This is a genomic window from Arenicella chitinivorans, from assembly GCF_014651515.1.
Taxonomy (GTDB): domain Bacteria; phylum Pseudomonadota; class Gammaproteobacteria; order Arenicellales; family Arenicellaceae; genus Arenicella; species Arenicella chitinivorans.
On the sequence record NZ_BMXA01000001.1, the window covers coordinates 665,478 to 687,667 of the forward strand.

The window sequence follows — 22,190 nt, forward strand, 5'->3', positions numbered from 1 at the left end:
TCTTGGGTAAACACAAGGCGAGCACTATCCTCACTGACGTGATGATGACTAGTGTTCGGGTGCTTATGCGTTTAGGGTCGGCTAAGCGAGCAAGGCGGTTTTTCGACTGGGATGCCACGACACACACGCCGATCGATATGGTCACTCCCAACCCAGCTCTGAAACCGTTTTTCAAATTCCGTGGTGAGTATCATCCAAGATGCCATGTCTAAGTCGAGTCGCTGTAGAATGGACGGGAGCTGGTCTGGAATTGATCCGCGTTTGTCAGGTCGGATACACCTCCCGGTCCAGTCGACTAAAGCAAAGTAGTCTTTTAATCTGTAAGGGATGCCTATTCCATGCTCCGTTATTCCAACAAATTGTTCTAATCCGGAGCAATCTGAAATACCTTGTTTCAGCATTTCGATTCGATACTTGATGGCAGTGTGAGCGGATTTTTCCGGCGAGTTTGCCATTTTGGCTCGAATGGGATTTAGGTCCACATAGGCCATACAGGACAGCAGCGCACGCTCATCCAATAAGGCCTGACTCTTAAACCTTCCCTCCCAGAATCGCCCAGTACACTTGTCTTCTTTGTTGGCTTGCCGAGCAATGGACTCGTTCACAATGCGCATAAACCAAGATATATCCATTAAGCGCTTTCGCCAGCACTTGATATCTCGCCGCAGCACCGCCCATTGTTGTTCACTGAGTGGTTCGCCTGCTATGAACCGCTGTGAAAACGGCGTGCCGCAAAAGAGGCGACTCCATCGTTCGACCACTTCACGTTCAGACCACGCGTTTGCGATATCGGGTCTGACATGCAGTACGACATGGAAGTGATTGCTCATCACTGCATAAGAGCATAATTTGATTGCAAATATGTCGGCAGTGCGACGAAGCTTTAGTTCCAACCAATCACGACGGTGTTCATAGCTCTTTGCAGTCACTCGGTCATAACCGCAAAGATAGGCACGCCGAACACAGCGAGAAACACAATGATAAAAGGGCGTGTCACTGAGCGACACTAATTGTTTGCGTGGGAGCGCCATCCTTGCCTCCTGTTTCAATCCGTTGAGTTAATAAGGTCTCATAGACTTAGGTAGAGTTCAAGAGATAAGTGGATGTCCAAAGAGATACTTACAGAGAGTTATAGTTGGCATACCGCAGCGACGCATCGAATATCGTATCTGCATCATGCGGGATTTACCTGGGATCCTAAGGAATATTACTGGACGACCAAGCAGATACTAACGTCAAATCAAACACACGATAGCGGAGACTCGATAACGGGTAAACTATGCGCGAACCGCCTTCTGAACAACGAGATTTATGAAACAGTGTTTCGTGATCTCAAATTCACCTACGAGGAGCTTTTACGCATGGGGTTGCAAACACGCTACCAGTGCTCGCTTTGCACGGCGGGAAGCGAGTGTAATACGCAGTGTCGAAAAAACCACTCATGTTGAGTCCCGTTGGTGAGTTTTTGTTCGCATTGGGTGCCAGTAGTGGTAACTAAATCAGTTCAACGGTGAGCGGTGCACGGTTGGTGTTTGCGAGTGGTAGAACGACGATGAGATCTGTTTGCCACAAGAGTCAAGTTTCGCGAGAATTGTCTGGGTCTTAATACTGTTCACCGCGTCGACGTCCCTACATGCGAGCGCAGAGTTTCGATTCCCGTGCAGTGTGAAGATCTGACTATTTGGCTCCTTGCTTTCGATTGTCTCGGGTAGATAGAGCATATGCTTCGGTGGGACCCAAACATCGGCGAGGCGGATCTCCTTAGTAGCAGGTTGGTAGCGGGCGAGGGAGATTACGAGGTGCTGCTTTGCTTGGGAGCAGAACACGTGTGGAAATGCGTGGTGTTCAAAATCAACCCAATTATGGGGTAAGAGATCACGGTTGCGACTAGCAGGAAGATAAGGTGATTGGAACATGGCCCATATCCCGTAAGTGTAAGTGTGAATCTCGATGGTACTGAAGTTAAGATTGAAACACTCTCCGGGAGAAATAAGCTTGCCACCGAAGAAAGCAAGAATTTCACTATTTGCCACCAACGGGGCGTATACGAGTTGATCTACTAGCGTTCCAGTATCATCAGTGAACGAGAGCTCATTAATCGTATTATGAAATTTGTCCACCTTTGTTTTGATGACGTTCGCTACATACCGCGTTCCAAGTTCAGTTAGCTGGTGAGTAGGTCGGGCAACATTACTACCAGATTTGGGGCGCTCAGGCGATAGCTTAGGTACGCCATCAATATTATGAAGCCAAGTGTCGTGGGCAGGATTTTTATCTACCGGGCCATCGGCGATATATAAAACGGGGTTAAAATTTGGTTTTTCCTTATCATCCATTTTTATCTCCTTAGCTGATACCGGTGTTAGAGTAATGACTATAACCCCCAGCGGCGTCCTAATTTTCCATTTGTATCAGAAATATTAGTTTTTATTGGAAATATGGGAAGTTCGGCATGGACAGTATGTAGGCAGAGCCGAGTGGGTGTCCACGGTAGGGAATTGCACTCAAAATTGTGAATCAAGTGAATGCCCTTTGAATGCGAATGGCAGTGCGAGCGTACATTGAAAATTTCATACTTGGGTTAAGACACAATTTCCATACAAAATGGCAAGTTCAATTATTCGTGGTTTTTTTTAATATCTATGGCTAAATCTCATTGGTGTGTGACATGAAAGGTTCGGTAAAAACTGTGTTGAGGCTGTCGCAGATGCGTCTCTATAAGCTTCTGAATCTACTGCCGCTTATTCTGATTTGTGTAGCGACCTCGTCATGCTCGTATATGCATAATGTGCTGGTTCAGATTGAGTACCGGCGGCTGCAAAGTCAGGAACCAAGCATGACCAACTTGAGACATCTCATTGCTAGTGAAACTGTTTTTATTTACGGCACTTTGGATGATATTGACTCGATATATACTGATAAAACTTTCGCCGTCGCAGCGATATCGAATCAATTTCTAAAATCTGAGCTTGTAGACGTAATGCACGGTGTACGCGCTAACACGCACTATGGTCTGAACCTTCCTCCGGGCGAATACCAATTTCTTGTTTTTACAGACCTGAATTCGAATGCGCGCTACGAACCCACTGAGGTGGTCGGGGAACGCGCAGTATGGATTCCCGATGAAGTCACACAAACGGTTATCGGAGACCTCGACATTCCACTTGAAGAACCACTGAAAAAAAAATACACAGTGACTTTTACTGCCGCAGTTTCAAGCGGTGAAACACCCTCGCTGTTTTACCCTGCAGGCACAATCCGAGATATAAACGATCCGCTGTTCGACCGCGACGTAGCCACTTTGGGTTTGTATCATCCGGCTGCATTTCTCGAGAAAGCAAGAACCATGTTTTATGCTTTGGAAGAAGATGTGCCATACAAGATTCCTGTAATCTTTGTCCACGGAATAGGGGGTACCCCGGCCGAGTTTAAACACATTCTCGAAAAGATGGATCGCAGACGATTCCGGCCATGGTTTTTTTATTATCCGTCCGGCAGCGACCTAGATCAGATGGCCTTGTTTTTTCAAAACATTTTTCTATCTGGGCGGGTCATCCCGGTAGACGAGAAGCTTCCCATTTGGATTGTGGCTCACAGTATGGGCGGACTTGTAGTAAAGGAAGCGCTAAATATTCAAAAAAAACCTAAGAACCGTATTGTGTTTATTTCCATGGCATCGCCTTTTGGCGGGCATCCCGCCGCAGCAAAGGGTCACAAGATGGCGCCCATGGTTCTGCCTGCTTGGCGAGATTTGGACCCAGACGGCGAGTTCATAAAAAATCTGTATCGGAGACCGACAGATCCACTGGTCGAGCATCGACTGCTCTATGCCTATAAAAAGCCCAACAGGTCGAGGTTGCGGGAGAATAGTGACGGGGTTGTTAGCTTATCGAGCCAGTTGAGAGCAGAGGCGCAAAAGGCAGCGTTTACACAAATTGGCTTCAATTCCTCACACTCAGAAATGCTTGCGCAGGATACGGTAGTTGATTATGTAATTGACGAACTATCACAAGCGAAAACGAATCTGCCTCCGGCACATTATTACTATCTCCTCGCCGATGGATTCGATGTGAGCAATAACCATGCATATTCTGACCAGCAAAAACACAGCCTGCGGTACTTGGGAGCCTATATGCATGCGCTGGCAGACCGAAAAATAGCGCCATTGAATGCCGATCAGAAGCGGTTTGTCTCAACCGCGCTGGGCGAGAGAAAGCCCGTTAACCATATCGAAAAGACATGGTGCAAGTTTGTGAGGCTAAATCAGTTGTCTATCGCTGGATGCGGACTACAAAAGTGACGCCAACAAACCAGGAATCCTGCTGATACACGCTCGATCTGTAGGGGGCGCTAGTCATGGCTTTCCAGTCAGTCATCCACACTGCATGAGAACAGGGAGATTTAAATACAGGTACTGAACCAAGCCGTATCCCACGGTGAGTGGTAATAAAGTGGGTGTCCACGAATGGAGAGGGCGCTGGGAAGAGGATAGAGGGAGAGGATAGAGGGAGAGGATAGAGGGAGAGGATAGAGGGAGAGGATAGAGGGAGAGGATAGAGGGAGAGGATAGAGGGAGAGGATAGAGGGAGAGGATAGAGGGAGAGGATAGAGGGAGAGGGAGAGGGAGAGGATAGAGGGAGAGGATAGAGTGGGTGTCCACGAATGGAGAGGGTCGTTATAGGTTTTTAGTCAGTTCATCTAAGGGGCGTCGATGAATGCAGTTAACAAAAGGAGTTTTCTTGCGAAGGGTTAAGGGCTGTCAAGCGTACTAGAAATAGAATACATATCGAAACTCTTCAAGGTGCCGCGGTGGATACCAATGATGTAACTGTTAACGCAAATGACCAAGGTCATATAACCCCAACCACGCGAGAGAGGAATGTGCCAATATTTTTTAAGCCACGGTTAAAAATTGTATTAGTGATTGGTTTAGTGGTGCTGGGGGGCATTTTCTTGCTGAGTGAGGAACGCGTTGAATCAGGAGCGAAGCCGTTTTTATCCGCCATTACTCGGGGTGATATTGAAAGTACGATTACAGCCGCTGGGAGCTTGCAGCCTAGTTCCTATGTGGACGTTGGGGTTCAGGTGTCGGGTGAAATTGATAAGCTCTATGTTGACGTCGGTGATGTTGTTACGCAGGGGCAACTTTTGGCGGAAATTGATGCGACCGTGCAAACCAGTCGGGTTGCTGCTAGCCGTGCGAGCTTGGACGCATTGAAAGCGCAACTGGCTGCTCGTCAGGCTTCGTTAAAGTTAGCACAGGCCAATGCCGACAGGCAAACTCGATTGATTAAAGCGCAAGCCACCAGTCAGGCAGATTTTGATGCTGCAATAAGCGCACTGGTACTGGCGCAATCAAGTTTAGCTCAACTCGAATCGCAAATTTCTCAGAGTGAAGCCAGTTTGGCTAGTGATGAGGCTACGTTGGCATTTAGTCGCATCGAAGCGCCGATGAGTGGTACCGTTATTTCAATAAGCATGAAAGAAGGGCAGACTCTGAATGCGACCCAGCAGGCGCCGACCTTGTTGAGGATTGCCAATTTAGCAGTCATGACCGTAGAGGGTGAAGTTTCTGAAGCTGATGTTAATAAGTTAACAGCAGAAATGCCCGTCTACTTTACTACTTTAGGTGGTGGTGAGCGCCGATGGCACGGCCGTTTGCGACAGATATTGCCCGAACCAGAAGTGACGAATAATGTGGTGCTTTACACCGCCTTGTTTGATGTGGACAACCATGACGGTGCTTTATTGCCAAACATGACTGCACAAATATTTTTCGTCACCGCGTCGGCGCAAGATGTGATTCGTGTTCCTGTTGGCGCACTCGATTTTGACGACACCGACAATCTACTTAACCTCAAGCTGCCTGCCCAAATCATTGGTGAGCCACGCACCCGATCAAGTGCGGAATCCAATTTGTCAGAGGGGTTGGCTTTACGCAGTCCTTTGACTGACGCCAGACCAGATAAAGTACCGGAGCGCGGTGCACCTATAACACCGGAGCAACGAGCCCAGTTTCGAGCTAGGCGTGCGGCAGCTGGTGGCCGCGGCGCCGGCAACCGCCGTCGAGCACCGTTGGTTGGCAACAACCAAAGTGAGGCACGCCCAGCGACGGTTGTGATTGCTCATGACGATGGGCGCTTCGAACGCCGTCCAATTACGATCGGCGTCACTACCCGAGTGTCGGCTGAGGTGATTGATGGGCTAGAGGTGGGAGATAAAGTGGTTGCCGGTGTCATCACGTCTAACGGCACGACGCAAAGCAGCGCTCGCAACACGCCACGTGTGGGCGGTGGAAGGCCGTTTTAAGCGGCGAGGAGTTGGTTTATGAATAATCCAATTGAATTGCCTAACATGGTGCCGCTGATTTCATTGCGTCATATTTCGCGCACCTTTACCACGGGTGGCGGTGTGCAGGTGCAGGCACTTAAGCACGTCTCATTGGATATCTATGCGGGTGAGTTTGTGTCCATTATCGGGCAATCTGGCTCAGGCAAGTCAACCTTGATGAACATCCTCGGTTGTTTAGACAGGCCCACAAGTGGCACGTATCAATTTGCGGGGCAGGACATACGTTTGTTCGACGCTGATGGCTTGGCGTGGTTGAGGCGAGAAGCATTTGGGTTCGTGTTCCAAAGCTATAATTTACTCGGGAATTCAAGCGCTCAAGAAAACGTTGAGGTGCCTGCCATCTACGCAGGTGACGCTGCAGATGAACGACAAAAGCGAGCTAAGCACCTGTTGGGTTCATTGGGTATCGGCGATCGAGCTGACCATCGCCCGAGCCAATTGTCGGGCGGCCAACAACAAAGGGTATCAATTGCTCGAGCTTTGATGAACGGGGGGCAGGTGATCTTGGCGGATGAGCCCACCGGTGCCCTTGACTCGCAAAGTGGCATTGACGTAATGAACTTATTGCGTGAGTTGGCAGATCAGGGGCACACGGTGATTTTGATTACACATGACCATGAAATTGCTAACAATGCTGATCGCCGTATAGAGTTGCTTGATGGCGAAATATTGCACGATAGCGGTACCGTCCATTCAGCCAGACTACAGAACGCAGTTAGTTTGTATGAGCAGATGCGCAACAGTTCGAAACCGCGAAATCGTTTCTCAGAAGTATATGAAGCGGCCAACATGGCTTTTCGCTCGCTTCGCGCCAACGTGTTTCGTACTGCGTTAACCCTGCTGGGTATCGTGATCGGCGTCGCCTCCGTCATTGCGATGTTAGCGATTGGTGAAGGTGCTCAAAAGGACGTTATTGACCGAATCAATTCCCTCGGGGCGGATATGTTGACAGTCAGTCCCTTGGCCCGTCGGGGTAGCGAATCGGAGACATTGACGCTTGAAGACGCGTTGGCCATCGAACATGGAGTATCTAATGTGAAAGCCACGTTGCCGGAGATAACCGGTAGTGAAACCTTGCGTGCGGGCAGCCTCGACTACACATCATCCATTACTGCGACCACATCCAACTTGCCAGAGACTCGCAGTTGGCCCTTGGCGCAAGGCGTGTTTTTCAGTGACCAAGACAGCACAGATTTTGCGCCTGTTGCGGTAATCGGCAGCACGGTAAAAGAAAGTCTGTTTTCAAATAATGACGACCCCTTGGGGCAATACCTATTGATTAAAAATGTGCCGTTCCAAATCATCGGCGTCATGAGCTCCAAGGGCTCATCCGGTTTCGGGGGGCGAGATCAAGATGATGTGGTGTTGGTGCCGCTAAAGACCGGTGGACTGCGTTTGTTTGGGCGAACTTATCTTCGATCCTTGACGATTGAAGTGAAAGACCCTGAGCTAATCGATCAAACTGAGCAACAAGTCCGCAATTTGCTTACCCAACGTCACGGGACTGAGGACTTTCGGCTCAGAAACAGTGCAGAATTACTCGAGAACGTAACAGCATCGCAGCAGACATTCACCACATTGCTGGGTTCAGTAGCGGCTATTTCACTCTTGGTCGGTGGTATCGGGGTGATGAATATTATGCTGGTGTCAGTGACCGAGAGAACACGAGAGATAGGCATCCGTATCGCTACGGGTGCACGCCAAAATGATATTTTGCTGCAGTTTTTAACCGAAGCGATCGTTGTTTCTGCGTTGGGTGGGCTGTTAGGTGTGGTGATAGGCTTTGGGGTGGGTGTGTTAATTGAGAATTTTGGTACTTCCGTGGTGTTTAGCTCTGGTCCAACCGTGTTGGCGTTTAGTTGCGCCGCAGGGATCGGGCTGATTTTTGGTTTTGCGCCTGCGAGCAAAGCCGCGAAACTGGATCCAGTTGTCGCATTGGCAACTGATTAATAGAGGATGTCGTATGAAGCGATCACTGGTATTCGTTAGTCTTTGCATTGCGTTGTCAGCGTGTTCGACCACGCCGATGCCTCAATTGGGTGAGCGAGATGTGCCCGCGGGATGGCAGTATGCTCACGAGACTGAACAAGCTTGGCCCGAAAAAAAATGGTGGCAAGGTTTCGGCAGTAACGAACTGAGCGAGGTCATGGCGCATTTGGATAAGCGTAATTTTGATATTGACACGATTAACCGGAATCTCGAAAAAGCGACACTGCAGTTAAAAGAACAGGGCTTCAAGATGTATCCAACCCCGGTGTTGTCATTGGGTGTCGATGATCAGTACAGTGGTAGTCAAGTTTCGGGTGGATCGTACCGTGATGATACCCAGTCAGCTGTTGCTCTAAGTTTGGGGCTATCGTACACGGATGTCTTGAGTAAGCCGACTCAATATAACGCAGCATTAGCAAGTTATGACCGCTCGGTGGCGGAATTGGCTGAGGCTCACCTGAGCATTCGTGGATTAGCGGCATCCACGTATTTTCAAATATTATACATTCGAGATTTAAAGGCAGCGGCGCAACAAAATTTAGTTAATGCGACGTCGGTAAATACGATTGTTGAAGCTCGATTGGCCGCGGGCACCATCACACGAGTTGATGCCTTGCAGCAAGGTATTGTCGTGCAGCGAGAAGAAAGCAATCTGAGGGAACTAGAACAACGAGAGCTTGCAGCACGGGCTTCCTTGGCAAGCTTGTTGGCTATGTCAGTGAGTGATTTAAAGGTCTCTGAAGCGTCGTTGAACGGCGTCGTAGTCCCCAGTATTAATGTTGGTGTGCCGCTAGAGCTTTTGTTTCGTCGGCCAAATCTTGCCGCAGCTGAAGCAAATTTGCGTCTATTTAGGGCCAACGTGGATTTGGCTCGGCACCAGTTTTTACCTCAATTGTCGATCGATGGTGTCGTTAATTTGTCCAGTGATTCCATTGCCAGTTTGGTGGATCAGAGCAGCCTAACAGTCACGGTATTGGGCAGCCTTACTCAGCTTTTGTTGGATAACGGGGCACGTAGCCGAAGCGTGAAAATCATCCGTCTGGATTTAGAGAGTGCCTTGGCCGAGTATCGAAAAGAGGTTATTTCGGCGTTGAATGAAGTCGAAGTCTCATTTAATAACATCGATTTATTAAAGTCGCTTTTTGTCGTTGCAGAAAACGATTTGGCGCGTGCCGAAGAAGCGTATCGAATAACCCAGTTACGGTATGAAGAGGGCGTTGAGCAATTCCAAACCTTGCTGAGTATTCAAGATGCCTTATCGGTGGCTCGAACCCGTTATTTTGAAGCCAAATTAGCTCAACTTAATGCTGCTATTGCATTGTACCAATCGCTCGGTGGTGGTTGGCAACGCAGCGACAAAAATACAATGCTTCACTAGGCGAACGGCGAGGCCAGCGCACGAGTACGCCCCTGGTTGAATATCCACACAGGGTCACGATGAGTAACTTCAACTAAAACACTTCAATAATCCGGTCCTCGCATTTTATAATCATGGCGTGTCTTGCTCCGAGTCTAGAGCAATTTCTTGGTCGATACAGCAGCGAGGTATGTCAGTGTCACTCCCCACCTTTTTTCATGCTGAGCTCAATGTCGCGGATGCGCTGCTTGAGCTGAGTCCGCAGGAATCCCAGCACGCGGCAAAGGCAAGGCGGTTGAGAGCGGGGAGCCAAGTACGCGTACTTAACGGTCGCGGTCTCATTGCCGATGCGCAAATTATCACAGTTGAACGTTCCAAAGTAACGCTCAAGATCGTGTCCGCCCAGGAGTTTGAACCACCACGTTATCGTCTGTGCGTTGCGACTGCGGTACCCAAAGGTGATCGACAGAAAGTCATGCTGGATATGATGTGCCAACTGGGTGTAACGCAAATACTGCCGTTGGAATGCGAGCATTCGGTGACGCACTTTAGCCGCAACATGTATGATAAATGGCTCCGAGCGACCATTGAGGCTTGTAAGCAGTCTCAAAATCCGTGGTTGCCCGAAATACTTCCCGCGCAATCTTCGGTCTCACTGACGCCTTCAGAGTCTCATTCTTTGTTCTACGCCGATGGTGATGGTCAGTTGTTGATGGATGCTGTGGATGCGTCGTGTGAAGAAATGACGATTGTAATCGGTCCTGAAGGTGGTTTTTCTGCACCTGAGTTGGCGCACTTTCAAACTGCCGGAATGCAGTCAATTCGGCTTGGGGATCACATTCTGCGTACTGAAGCGGCATCCATCGCAGCAGTCAGTCAATGGGGGCAAATTCGCATGAAATTTGAATGTTAAAAACAGGTTACGGCGATACGCTTTTGTTGTGAAAGGATTTCACTTGTGGCAAGGTCTTGATTTATACCCAGAAACTTAGCGCAAAGCGATATGTTGTTATGCGTTTTTATGAGGACACGACTTGTCGTCATTTCAAGAATTAGTTGATATCAATATCGGCGCCTTACAGGAAGGCAATTTGTTTTTGTCGTCTCTTCCAGCTAAGCAATTTACGCAGTCGTTGCGGCCCACATTTGAATCCACGATTGGTGCCCACTTTCGTCATGTGCTCGAGCATTATCGTTGCTTTTTACGCCAGTTGCCGAGTGCGTGTGTTTGCTATGATGCGCGCGAGCGTGATCAGATTCTCGAACGTGATTTGGGTTATGCGGTGCGGACGATTAACGACCTTGTTCACGCGTTAGGTACCCTTAGTGAATCGTCAACACTACAGATTAAAGATGGCCCCAGCGGCCTGGTTCTGACCACTACCACGCAACGTGAATTGTTGTTTTTACAGTCACACACCGTCCATCATTATGCCATTGCGGCTGCCATGGGGCGTCAACTCGGTACCGATGCAGCTCCCGGATTTGGTGTTGCGCTGGCAACCCAGCAGCACGTTAGCGCGCTGTCAAAATCCGGTCATATTGGCATGGTATCAAAGGGGATTGACTCATCGAAAAGCCGTGATCGTAGCGGCATGCTCGGAACCAAAAACTGATGTGTACTATGACCTGGTTCGTTCGTGACCAAGGCTACGAACTGTTTTTCAATCGCGATGAACGTAATTCACGCCACCGCGCACTGCTGCCCGCCGTGACCCTGTTGGCGGGTGTGCAGGTTGTAGCTCCAACCGACACGGACGCGGGCGGCACGTGGATCGCAGCGAACCAATTCGGTGTTACGGTGTGTTTGCTCAACCACTATCAATTTGAACAGATTGAGTCTTACAAAGACTGGACGAGTCGCGGTCAGATCGTGCGTCACTTTTCCAGTGCGGCTCAGGTTGGCGATGTGGCCACACACTTTTCAACTTTGCCGCTGAGCGATTATCGCGCGTTTAGACTCTTTGTGATTGAGCCGTCTGGCGCTAACTGTTTGTGTGTATGGGATGGGCACGCGCCACGCATTGAACACAACGTTAGCTCGCCAAAATCGTCGTCTTCCGTGGATGCGTCGCATGTAAAAGGCCTGCGTAGAGCACTATTTCGTAACCTCGGTTTGGCTGAGTTGGATTCGACCCGGGCGTATCTGGCATATCACGCCAGTCACTTACCATCGCGCTCCAAAGAATCTGTTTGTATGCATCGCGAGGACGCCAGTACTGTCAGTTTGACGCATGTGGCGGTGACCGCAGAGCAAGTTCAGGTGCGCTATGCCGATGGGGCGCCCTGCAAGGCGTTATTGGGTGAACCCGTTGGAATTGCGAGACAGTCGCTGCACTATGATCCGTCAATCCGCGCGTTTTCTTAGCGTGACTTGACTGCCACCCATTTGGATTTAAGAGCATTGAATTTCTATCGTACTCGCCAACGTATGCATTCTCGGTTTCGCCGTGCCGCACGTTGGGAGTTTTGGCCGATGAGCGTGTTTTATCTGCCGGTAGTTGTCTATATCTTGTACTTAAGTGGGCGATATCGACGCTTGAGTTTCCTGTCTGTCAACCCAGGTTTGCCGATGAGCGGGCTGATTGGTGAGCGCAAAGCGGATAGTCTGCGGCAACTGCAGGGCGTGCCGGAATTAGCCCAGTTTGCTGTGCTGGAGCTACGTGGCGATTTAACTGATCAGTTGGGCGCGGTTACGCAGTTGATGCAAGCTCAGGGGTTTGATTATCCGGTGGTTCTTAAACCCGATTTTGGTCAGCGTGGTCAGGATGTTGCTGTGATACGTACGCCGGCATTGATGCGTGAGTACTTGACCCATGCCAAAGGTCGGTTGATCGTTCAGGAATATGTTGGTGGTTTGGAATTTGGCGTGTTTTACATGCGGTTTCCAGCGGCGGATGCAGGGCGAATTTATTCGATCACAGAAAAAACGTTTCCCGTCGTCATCGGTGATGGTGAGCGTACCTTAGAGCACTTGCTTATGGCGAATCCGCGCACGCACTACATGGCTGATTTTCTGTTGGACCTGCATGCCGATCGGCTGGACTGGGTGTTGGCTAACGGAGAGTCCTTTCAAGTGGTTGAGATTGGTTCGCATTGTCGTGGCTCGGTATTTCTGAACGGGAACCATCACATCACACCGGCACTGACGGACGTGATCGACCGCGTATCGCGGCAAATAGACGGGTTTAACTTCGGGCGCTATGATGTGCGCGTACCCGACCTAGATAGTCTGCGCAACGGACGCGATGTCAAGGTGCTCGAGGTCAACGGTGTTACCTCGGAGTCGACCAATATTTATGACCCCGACCACAGTCTGGTCGATGCGTATCGTATTCTACTTAAGCAATGGCGTCACGCGTTTGAAATCGGTGAGCAGGCCATTGCCAATGGCGCGGAGCCGGTGACTTTCCGCCAATTTGTATCACATTTAAAACAGACCTATTTTTCGTGAGGCGTACCCTGTATGGCGATCAAACCAAAACTCTTTAAACAGATGACCAAGCTGATCGCCGGAAGCATGTCAGCGGGTCGCTATGATGTACGTTTAGCAGCGAATGATGACGAGATCCAACAAGCGCAAAAGCTTCGCTATCAGGTGTTGTACAAAGAGAGCGGCGGTCGAGTCACGCGCGACATGCTGAACAGTGAACGCGAAGAAGATGAATGGGACGATATCGCTTATCATGTGGTGGTGGTCGATACCAAGGACGATGAGAAAGTCGTCGGCACCATGCGTTTGGTGAGTAGTGAAGCCTTGGCTGAGGGACAACGCTTTTACACCGAGCATGCATTTGATTTGAGCGGGTTACGAGCGCACTACGGTAAGCTGCTTGAGCTCAGTCGAGCGTGTGTCTCACCGGCTGGCCGAGGTGGTGCGATTCTGATGTTGATCTGGAAATACACGATGCAGTTTATCGAGCAAAACGGGTATGACGTGATGCTTGGCTGCGCTAGCTTTAAAGGCACGGATTACCACCAGCACACCGAAATCCTGTCCTACTTATACACGAAGCATCTGGCAACCGCTGAGTTGATGCCGATCCCGCAACCCGACGTTGAAAGTGTGGCGATCAAAAGTTTTCTATCCGAGCCCGGTAAAGGCAAAGAGCGTGGTAAAGTACCGACCATGTTGAGAGGGTACTTGAAAATCGGTGCACATATCAGCGATCATGCGATCATTGATCCGGTATTCAATACCACCTTTGTTGCAATCTATGTAGACGCTAGCTACATGTTCGGTTCTAACCATGCGCTCGTAAATAAGTCCATTGACCACTAATACCACTGCCTATACTGCGACACCCCTACAAAAAAACTATTTGGTAGGCGGCGTCCGACTGTTTTGTATTCTGTTGTGGATTCTCTGTATGCCGGTGGTGTTTGTTGTTAGTCGGATCTTGAGAATTCCAGGTCATATGCGCCTGATCCCTCTGTTTCACGCTGGTTTATGCCGAATACTCGGTATCGAAACTGTGGTCTCAGGGGAATTATGTGCTGCACGTCCTACACTGTACGTGAGCAATCACAGTTCATATTTAGATGTGTTTGTGTTGGGTTTTTTACCAGCGTATTTTATCGCCAAGTCTGAGGTTGCGGGCTGGCCAGTGTTGGGACGTCTTGCTAAGTTGCAGCACACTTTATTCGTCGAACGCCGCGCCGGCAAAGCCAAACATCAACTTCACACCATGCAAGCTCATCTAGCTGAAGGCAACAGTCTAACGTTATTTGCCGAAGGCACCAGTACCGACGGTGCTCACGTCGAACCATTTAAGTCGAGCCTATTTGCCGCCGCAAATCTGGGTGAGTCGGAGCGCCGCGTGGCCATACAGCCGATCACCGTGGCCTACACACACTATAATGGCGAACGGATCGTGGAGCAGCGTGTGCGAGACCACTACGCCTGGTACGCACGGATGCCATTTGCGCCGCATTTTATGGGGTTGATGCCATTGAAAAAAGTGGGTGCGAAAATCCACCTTCATCCGGTCTGTTATCTGGACGAGTTTGAAACTCGGAAGTTGTGTGCCGACCATTGCCAGCAACAAGTAGCTGACAAGTTGGACGAATTAATCCAGACAGACTAGCCTGCGACACCGGTGGGCATTGAGAGGTGTATTTATGAATTCTTATCTGACCCGCATATTTTTTGTTTTGAGTCTCTGTTCTGCTGCGACGGCATCGGCGGTGGAGCCCGTGTACACCAGCTTGTTCTCAAACAAGGCAATCAAAGGGTATGATACCGTCGCCTACTTTACGCAAGGCAAACCGGTCAAAGGAACGGAATCTTTCCAATTTAAGTACATGGGGGCAGTGTGGTTATTCGCGAACGCCGACCATCTGGCCATGTTTGAAGCGGCACCTGAGAAATACGCCCCACAATACGGTGGTTACTGTGCCTACGCGGTGGCGCACAATCAAACAGCCTCGATCAAGCCAGAATTATTCACTATCCATGATGGCAAGTTGTACTTGAATTACAACGACTCGATCAACCAACAGTGGTCAAAAAATAAAGCTGATTTTATCGCGCAGGCCAACCAGAATTGGCCTGCATTACTTAAACAATAGACCCACGCGCTCAGCGTCGGATAACAGTTTCGTTATGGATTCGTCGGATGACGGTTGTCATCTCGACAAAATAGTATATATTCCACCTATCGTTGATCGGGGTGTAGCGCAGTCTGGTAGCGCACCGCTCTGGGGGAGCGGTGGTCGCAGGTTCGAATCCTGCCACTCCGACCAATTTTCTTTGTAGACTCACAGCTTTTGCTCGATCTCATTTGAGCAGGCCAGCAGAGGGACGTCAGCTGAGTTGTGCTTGCTGCATTTTCATCTGTCCTCGAGCCAATGTGGTACTTGGTGCAATCGCTGTAATATCAAAAAGGCATGAATTTTTTAGCAGTAGAATCATAGAACAGGCTAAAATCGTACCGCGTTCGTTTTAACTCAGTGATCCCAGATTGCATATTCTAATTACCAATGATGTTGGGTTTGATGCCCCCGGATTGAAACATCTGAAATCCGCTCTAGAGCAGCAGCACCACCGTGTGACCGTTGTGGCGCCGAGGGCTGATCACAGCGGCTGTGGCATGGGTTTAAGTTTGCGTCGAACGATCTCTGTTGAGCAAGTCGACGATACGCTTTTTATCGTTGACGGTACGCCGGTAGACTGCGTATTTTTAGCGTTGAATCGTCTTCCAATCGGCCCCGTTGACCTGGTTATCAGTGGTATCAATAATGGCGCCAATCTGGCGGATGACGTATTTTATTCCGGCACGTTTGCCGGTGCGATGCAAGCGCGACATATGGACTTGCCAGCCCTTGCTTTATCGGTCACCCAGCGGCACCCGGGTCATTATCAAACTGCGGCCCATATCGCTGTGCAAATGAGTAATGCCTTGCCGCATTTAAAATACCGTTCATTGCTTGCTGTGTTGAACGTGAATGTGCCGGATTTGCCGGTGGGCGATCTGCGTGGCTTAAAGTCCACCTTGTTGGGCGAGCGCGAGAACGCACTCCGCTCTGAGGTAATAGAGCAAGATGGTAAAAAATCATCCTACCGATTGTCGGCCACGGGCGAGTTTCGGCGTGTGAAGCGCTCTAAAATGCAGGACTTCGAGGCAGTCGAGCAAGGTTTTGTGTCCATTACACCCTTAAGTGCACGTTACTCAGACAGTGCGCATCTAGAAGACCTGCAAAATTGGCTAGATACGCTGTGAGCATGATGAGTTATCGCGACCAATTAGGCAAACCGCAGTACTCTGGGATTGGCATGACGTCGGATCGCACGCGGCGTCGCTTAATAGAGCAAATCCGCAATATGGGCGTGGACGATCCCAGAGTTCTTGAGATCATGCAGGATCTTCCCCGGCATATCTTCGTGGATGAAGCGCTTGCCAGTCGCGCCTATGAAAATACTGCGTTGCCAATTGGTCATGGTCAAACCATTTCGCAACCGTATATCGTCGCCCTGATGACGCAGACCCTATTTAATAAACCACGCGCCAAAGTGCTCGAAATTGGGACTGGATGTGGTTATCAAACTGCGATGCTGGCGCCATTCAGCGAGCAGGTAGTCAGTGTCGAACGGATTGTGAAATTACATCGGCAGGCGCGAGACCGGTTGTACGATCTTGGTGTGCGCAACGTCGTTTTCCGCCACGGTGACGGCTTCGCTGGATTGACTGACTTCGCGCCCTACGATGGCATCCTGGCAGCAGCGGTGTCAGAAGATGTACCCGCAGAGTTGGTTGATCAACTGGCGCCGGGTGGTCGGATTGTAATGCCGGTCGGTCGTGGTGATCGTCAGAACCTAGTGGTCATCGACAAGACAAACCACGGTTTGGTACAAAACGAAATTGAAGCGGTTCGGTTTGTGCCGCGTTTAGCTGGGTTGGGGTAATCCAATTGAAATTGTTTGAACCAATGTACCGCCAGGTGCTTAAATTAGCGCGTCATCCACAGGCTGAACGTTATCTGGCCGGTGTCAGTATGGCGGAGTCTTCGTTTTTTCCAATTCCAGTCGACGTGATGCTGGCGCCGATGGTATTGGCGGCCCCGCAGCGAGCTTGGCGTCTGGCCACCATTACCACCCTGATGTCTGTGATTGGCGGAATGATCGGTTACTTGATCGGTCGTTTTATTTTCGACTCGTATGGCGACCAGATTTTGACCTTCTTTGATGCGCACGAAACATTCGAGATTATCCGCGGCAGTTATCACGAGCATGGGCTGTTTATCATCCTTTTGGCAGGGTTTACCCCGATCCCCTATAAAGTTTTCACCATCGCGTCCGGCGTGATGAGTATCGCTTTTCTGCCATTTGTGTTGTTGTCTTTGGTGGGCCGTGGTGCTCGATTCTTTTTGGTGGCGGGTTTGATAAAGCTCGGTGGCGACCAACTGGAAGATACCATTCACAAGAAAATCGAGTGGCTGGGTTGGGCGACCGTGATTCTTGTGGTGGTCGGAATCTTGGTGTACACCATGACACATGGATCATAAACCATGTCGCAAGCGAGTAGACTGATACTGATTAGCTTGCTTGTTTGTTTTACCGCTGCGTGTCGGCCACCACCCAAGGTGGCGGTGGAAGAGCGCAGTGTGCTAACTGTACGTCAGGAAACCGAAGCGCTTGGGGGGCAGTTGATCCGCTTTGTGCAACCAGGTGACACACTTTACAGTATTTCCTTTGCGCTGGGGTTGGATGTCAACAAGCTGGCTGCTTGGAATCGCATACAAGACACCAGCAAACTTCGTGTTGGACAACGTATTCGACTCACTGAGCCGATTGGATTTACCTACCCAATCACCAAGAAAGCGGTTAAACGAACGCCATCTAAGCGCAAGAAAGCCAGCGCATCGGCGTCGTCCCATAAGCCAGTGGTGACGCCCAAGGCTCCGGCGACAAGAAACGACTCTGTGCCAGAGAAAACGACCTCAACAACGGTTTCGACCTCGACGTCTAAGCCAACGACAGGCACGTTCAGTTGGCAATGGCCAACTCGAGGAACCGTGGTTGAGACATTTAATGCGGCGAAGGGGCAACAGGGAGTCGATATCCTAACTAATGCCGGCGAGGCAGTGGTTGCTACTCAAGCCGGTGAAGTGGTTTACGTTGGAAATAGCCTTAAAGGGTATGGCAATCTAATTATTGTAAAACACTCGGATACGTATTTAAGTGCCTATGCCCACAACGAACATATCTACGTGCAAGAAGGCCAGCGAATCCAACAGCAACAGAAAATTGCCAGTGTGGGACGCAATAACAAACGACAGACTGCCTTACATTTCCAGATTCGCAAACACGGTAAACCTGTTGACCCGATGAAATTTCTGCCTAAACAATAGCGCTCTTCACGCGTATAGGAGTAGTATAGAAGTATCAACCTTGGGGGGTATCGATACTTTGAACACGAAGCAAAATTTGCCGAAAGGTTCGCACACCACGAGCAGTAGTAGCGCCAAAGCGGTCACCAGTCCGGTGGTGCGTGAGCCGATTAACCACGACGCCGAGTTCCTTTACATGCGGGAGATTGAGTTCGTCCCGTTATTGAGTGCAGCCGAAGAAGTGGAATTAGGACGTCGAGTACAGCAAGGTGACCAGGCTGCACGACAGCGGATGATTGAGTCCAATTTGCGGCTGGTGGTCAAGATCGCACGCAAATACTACGCGCCAACTCTAGCGTTATTGGATCTCATCGAAGAGGGCAATATCGGCTTGATGCATGCGGTGGAGAAATACGATCCGGAGAAAGGGTTTCGGTTTTCTACTTACGCGTCATGGTGGATCCGACACGAGATTGAGCGTTCGATCATGAATCAATCGCGTACCGTGCGTCTGCCAGTCCACGTTGTCCGAGAGCTGAACAAATACAAACGCGCCAGCTACGAATTGGTACAAACATTGCAACACGAACCCAACTTGCAGGAAATCGCTGATTGTATTCACCATTCCGTGGAGGACTTGAGTCGGTTGATGAATTTAAATCGGCGCTCTGCGTCGATGGACGAACCCCTTGGTTCGGATGGAACATCGACTTACACCATGCTTGATGCGATCGAGAATACCAATGCCGAAAATCCGATGGCTGTGGTGCAAAAGCACGAGATTGACGAGCACATAGATCAGTGGCTGGATTATCTGGGCGAGCGACCACGAGAAATCATTGAGCGGCGCTATGGCTTGCGTCAACATGGATTATCACGCGGGGAATCACAAACACTGGAACAGGTTGCTAAAGCAGTAGGGCTGACGCGCGAACGTGTACGGCAAATCCAAATTCAGGCATTGGAGAAGCTGCAATCCATTCTGGTGAACAACGGTTATACCTGGGACGACGTTTCAGATTTCAAAAAATAGCTGTTTAAACGGTAATTTAACCGAGATTTGTGGCGACTTTAGCCAGTGAGCTGGCTACAATACCGTGCTGTTGTGAAACCTCAACTACCTGTCCAGCATGGCAAAGGATGATTTTCCGCGTATAGCGCGGCTCCCGCATTATGTCTTTAACATTGTCGGTGAATTAAAAGCAGCTGCGCGCGCGCGCGGTGAAGATATCATCGATTTCGGCATGGGAAATCCAGACCAGCCGACGCCGCAACCTATTGTCGATAAGCTGTGCGAAGCGGCAAAGCGCGGGAATACGCATCGCTACTCGGTGTCGCGCGGTATACCACGATTGCGGCGCGCCATCAGTAACTGGTATGGGCAGCGTTATAATGTTGACATTGATCCCGAGCGCGAGGCGATTGTGACCATCGGCTCCAAAGAGGGTCTTGCGCATTTGGCGATGGCCACCGTGGATCGCGGCGACTCGGTGTTAGTGCCAAACCCAGCTTACCCGATTCATCCTTATGGGTTTATTATTGCTGGTGCTGATATTCGACATGTGCCGATCGGGCCAGGAATCGATTTCTTTGCTGAATTGGAAACGGCGGTGCGCAATATGTTTCCAAAGCCCAAGATGTTGGTGCTGAATTTTCCCGGCAACCCGACTGCGCAATGCGTGGAGCTGGACTTCTTCGAACGTATCGTTGAAATGGCAATCGAGCATCAGTTCTGGGTAATTCAGGATCTGGCGTATGCTGACATCGTATTTGATGGTTACGTCGCGCCATCGATCATGCAGGTGCCCGGCGCCAAAGATATCGCTGTCGAGTCGTTCAGTCTGTCAAAAAGTTACAATATGCCTGGCTGGCGGGTTGGCTTTATGGTCGGTAATCCGACCTTGATCGGGGCGCTCGCGCGCATGAAGTCGTACCTTGACTACGGTATGTTTACACCGATTCAGATTGCTTCCATTTACGCACTAGAAGCACCTGAGGCAAGTCAATGGGTTGGTGATATACGAGATATGTATCAACGTCGTCGTGATGTGCTCTGTGATGGTTTAACTGCCGCCGGCTGGCCAGTCGAGAAACCAAAGGCCACCATGTTTGTGTGGGCTAAAATACCTGAGCGGTTCCGAGAACTGGGCTCGATGGAGTTCAGTAAAATTCTGCTGCAGGAAGCCAAAGTGGCTGTGTCACCGGGTATTGGTTTTGGGGAATATGGTGACGAGTACGTGCGATTTGGCTTAATTGAAAACGAGCAACGCACGCGTCAGGCAATTCGCAATATCAAATCTTTACTGTTACACCCGGAACGGGTGAAGACCTAATCTACGGATACCAAATGAAATCAATCAAAGTCGGCATTTTAGGCTTGGGTACGGTTGGTGGTGGCACCGCCAATGTGTTGCAGCGCAACGCCGCTGAAATTACGCGCCGTGCTGGACGCGATATTGAAGTCATCATTGCTTCAGTGCGTGATTTAACGCGCGAGCGCCGGTGTGATTGCAGTAGTTTGCACCTTACAACGGACCCAGCGGAAGTCGTTAATCATCCAGATGTGGACATTGTCGTGGAGTTGATCGGTGGCGAAACACAGGCGAAAGACCTAGTTTTGCAAGCGATTGATAATGGCAAGCACGTGGTGACGGCAAACAAGGCGCTGATTGCTTTGCACGGCAACGAGATTTTTGCTGCCGCGCAAGAAGAAGGTGTCTCCGTTCTGTTTGAAGCGGCGGTAGCTGGTGGTATCAGCATCATTAAGAGTATCCGTGAAGGGATGGCGGGCAACCGTATTGACCTGGTCGCTGGAATCATTAACGGTACAGGAAATTTTATCCTGACCGAAATGCGCGACAAAGGCCGTCCTTTTGCGGAGGTTTTAACTGAGGCGCAGGCGCTAGGCTATGCGGAAGCGGACCCCACGTTCGATGTGGAAGGGATCGATGCGGCGCATAAACTGACAATTTTGGCCTCGATCGCATTTGGGATACCGTTGCAATTTGAGAATGTGTATACCGAAGGCATTTCCGAGCTGAGTCTGACCGACGTGGCTTATGCCGAAGAGCTTGGTTACCGTATCAAACATCTCGGTATCGCCAAGGCTGATGCATCGGGCGTCGAGCTGCGTGTGCATCCGACGCTGATACCGGCAAAGCGCTTGATTGCCAATGTTAATGGTGTGATGAACGCAGTAATGGTGCGTGGTGACGCCGTTGGTAACACGCTGCATTACGGTGCTGGTGCTGGGGCTGAACCAACCGCCTCCGCAGTGGTGGCCGATATTGTTGACGTCGCGCGAACAATCACAGCGGACCCGCACAGTCGAGTACCGCATTTGGCTTTCCAGCCAGATGCACTGGCAAACTTGCCGATCAAGGCACAAGACGAATTTAAGTGTGCTTACTATTTACGCTTTGAAGTTAACGATGTCGCTGGTGTCATGTCGCAACTGTCAGCGCAGTTCGCCGATCAAGATATCAGTATCGAAGCAATTACGCAGAAAGAGCCGCAACCCGGTGACGACTTCGTATCCGTTATTTTTATTACACAACGTACCTTGGAAGGGCGGGTTGACCGCGCTATAAAACGCATCGAAGCAATGCAGGACGTGCGATGCAAAACCGTCAAGATTCGAGTTGAACACCTGAATTAATTAGTT

Annotated in this window: 20 protein-coding genes and 1 tRNA gene; 19 read left to right on the top strand and 2 right to left on the bottom strand. The window is 50.0% G+C overall.

The genetic code is table 11. The features are described from left to right. Positions 1-71: 71 nt before the first annotated feature. Together IE055_RS02985 and IE055_RS02990 are read right to left on the bottom strand one after the other, a co-directional pair. Entirely contained in the window at positions 72-1,031 is a 960-nt protein-coding gene (locus tag IE055_RS02985; RefSeq protein ID WP_189398501.1) for a transposase, read from the bottom strand. 468 nt (positions 1,032-1,499) lie between these two features. After that, complete coding sequence (locus IE055_RS02990) at positions 1,500-2,336, bottom strand: hypothetical protein (RefSeq protein WP_189398502.1); 837 nt, start codon at positions 2,334-2,336, stop codon at positions 1,500-1,502. A 332-nt stretch (positions 2,337-2,668) separates the two neighbouring features. On the opposite strand from IE055_RS02990, the gene maoP reads away from it, so the two are divergent. From maoP to IE055_RS03085, 19 genes are all read left to right on the top strand, one after another. Continuing rightward, positions 2,669-4,300: a DUF413 domain-containing protein gene (gene maoP, locus IE055_RS02995; protein WP_189398503.1), complete on the top strand. Its 1,632-nt coding sequence runs from the start codon at positions 2,669-2,671 to the stop codon at positions 4,298-4,300. A gap of 581 nt (positions 4,301-4,881) precedes the next feature. Next, positions 4,882-6,309: an efflux RND transporter periplasmic adaptor subunit gene (locus tag IE055_RS03000; protein ID WP_229794099.1), complete on the top strand. Its 1,428-nt coding sequence runs from the start codon at positions 4,882-4,884 to the stop codon at positions 6,307-6,309. A gap of 18 nt (positions 6,310-6,327) precedes the next feature. Next, positions 6,328-8,301 carry a MacB family efflux pump subunit gene (locus tag IE055_RS03005; RefSeq protein WP_229794100.1) on the top strand — a complete coding sequence of 658 codons (1,974 nt, stop codon included), beginning with the start codon at positions 6,328-6,330 and terminating at the stop codon, positions 8,299-8,301. Between the two features lie 13 nt (positions 8,302-8,314). Beyond that, positions 8,315-9,718: a TolC family protein gene (locus IE055_RS03010; RefSeq protein ID WP_189398504.1), complete on the top strand. Its 1,404-nt coding sequence runs from the start codon at positions 8,315-8,317 to the stop codon at positions 9,716-9,718. Between the two features lie 169 nt (positions 9,719-9,887). Continuing rightward, positions 9,888-10,610, top strand: a complete 723-nt coding sequence (locus IE055_RS03015) for an RsmE family RNA methyltransferase (protein WP_229794101.1) — start codon at positions 9,888-9,890, stop codon at positions 10,608-10,610. A gap of 121 nt (positions 10,611-10,731) precedes the next feature. Continuing rightward, positions 10,732-11,313 (top strand): DinB family protein, encoded by a 582-nt coding sequence (locus tag IE055_RS03020; protein WP_189398506.1) that lies wholly within the window; start codon positions 10,732-10,734, stop codon positions 11,311-11,313. A gap of 8 nt (positions 11,314-11,321) precedes the next feature. After that, positions 11,322-12,065 (top strand): NRDE family protein, encoded by a 744-nt coding sequence (locus tag IE055_RS03025; RefSeq protein ID WP_189398507.1) that lies wholly within the window; start codon positions 11,322-11,324, stop codon positions 12,063-12,065. Positions 12,066-12,173: 108 nt separating this feature from the next. Beyond that, positions 12,174-13,151, top strand: a complete 978-nt coding sequence (locus IE055_RS03030; RefSeq protein ID WP_189398508.1) for an ATP-grasp domain-containing protein — start codon at positions 12,174-12,176, stop codon at positions 13,149-13,151. A gap of 12 nt (positions 13,152-13,163) precedes the next feature. Continuing rightward, entirely contained in the window at positions 13,164-13,979 is an 816-nt protein-coding gene (locus tag IE055_RS03035) for a GNAT family N-acetyltransferase (RefSeq protein WP_189398509.1), read from the top strand. Positions 13,980-14,067: 88 nt separating this feature from the next. After that, a complete protein-coding gene (locus IE055_RS03040; RefSeq protein WP_189398510.1) occupies positions 14,068-14,784 on the top strand; it encodes a lysophospholipid acyltransferase family protein in 717 nt (238 codons plus the stop codon). Between the two features lie 34 nt (positions 14,785-14,818). Beyond that, complete coding sequence (locus IE055_RS03045; RefSeq protein ID WP_229794102.1) at positions 14,819-15,268, top strand: YHS domain-containing (seleno)protein; 450 nt, start codon at positions 14,819-14,821, stop codon at positions 15,266-15,268. Between the two features lie 97 nt (positions 15,269-15,365). Beyond that, a tRNA-Pro gene (locus IE055_RS03050) sits at positions 15,366-15,442 on the top strand. 218 nt (positions 15,443-15,660) lie between these two features. Next, positions 15,661-16,419 (top strand): 5'/3'-nucleotidase SurE, encoded by a 759-nt coding sequence (surE, locus tag IE055_RS03055; RefSeq protein WP_189398511.1) that lies wholly within the window; start codon positions 15,661-15,663, stop codon positions 16,417-16,419. Between the two features lie 2 nt (positions 16,420-16,421). Continuing rightward, positions 16,422-17,102 (top strand): protein-L-isoaspartate(D-aspartate) O-methyltransferase, encoded by a 681-nt coding sequence (locus tag IE055_RS03060; protein ID WP_189398929.1) that lies wholly within the window; start codon positions 16,422-16,424, stop codon positions 17,100-17,102. A 5-nt stretch (positions 17,103-17,107) separates the two neighbouring features. Then, positions 17,108-17,701, top strand: coding sequence for a YqaA family protein (locus tag IE055_RS03065; RefSeq protein WP_189398512.1), 594 nt, complete (start codon positions 17,108-17,110; stop codon positions 17,699-17,701). 3 nt (positions 17,702-17,704) lie between these two features. Beyond that, a complete protein-coding gene (locus IE055_RS03070; RefSeq protein WP_189398513.1) occupies positions 17,705-18,547 on the top strand; it encodes a peptidoglycan DD-metalloendopeptidase family protein in 843 nt (280 codons plus the stop codon). Between the two features lie 58 nt (positions 18,548-18,605). Next, on the top strand, positions 18,606-19,559 hold the full coding sequence (locus tag IE055_RS03075; RefSeq protein ID WP_189398514.1) for a sigma-70 family RNA polymerase sigma factor: 954 nt from the start codon (positions 18,606-18,608) through the stop codon (positions 19,557-19,559). Positions 19,560-19,656: 97 nt separating this feature from the next. Further along, complete coding sequence (gene alaC / locus IE055_RS03080) at positions 19,657-20,859, top strand: alanine transaminase (protein WP_189398515.1); 1,203 nt, start codon at positions 19,657-19,659, stop codon at positions 20,857-20,859. 14 nt (positions 20,860-20,873) lie between these two features. Further along, positions 20,874-22,184, top strand: coding sequence for a homoserine dehydrogenase (locus IE055_RS03085; protein ID WP_189398516.1), 1,311 nt, complete (start codon positions 20,874-20,876; stop codon positions 22,182-22,184). Positions 22,185-22,190 lie beyond the last annotated feature (6 nt).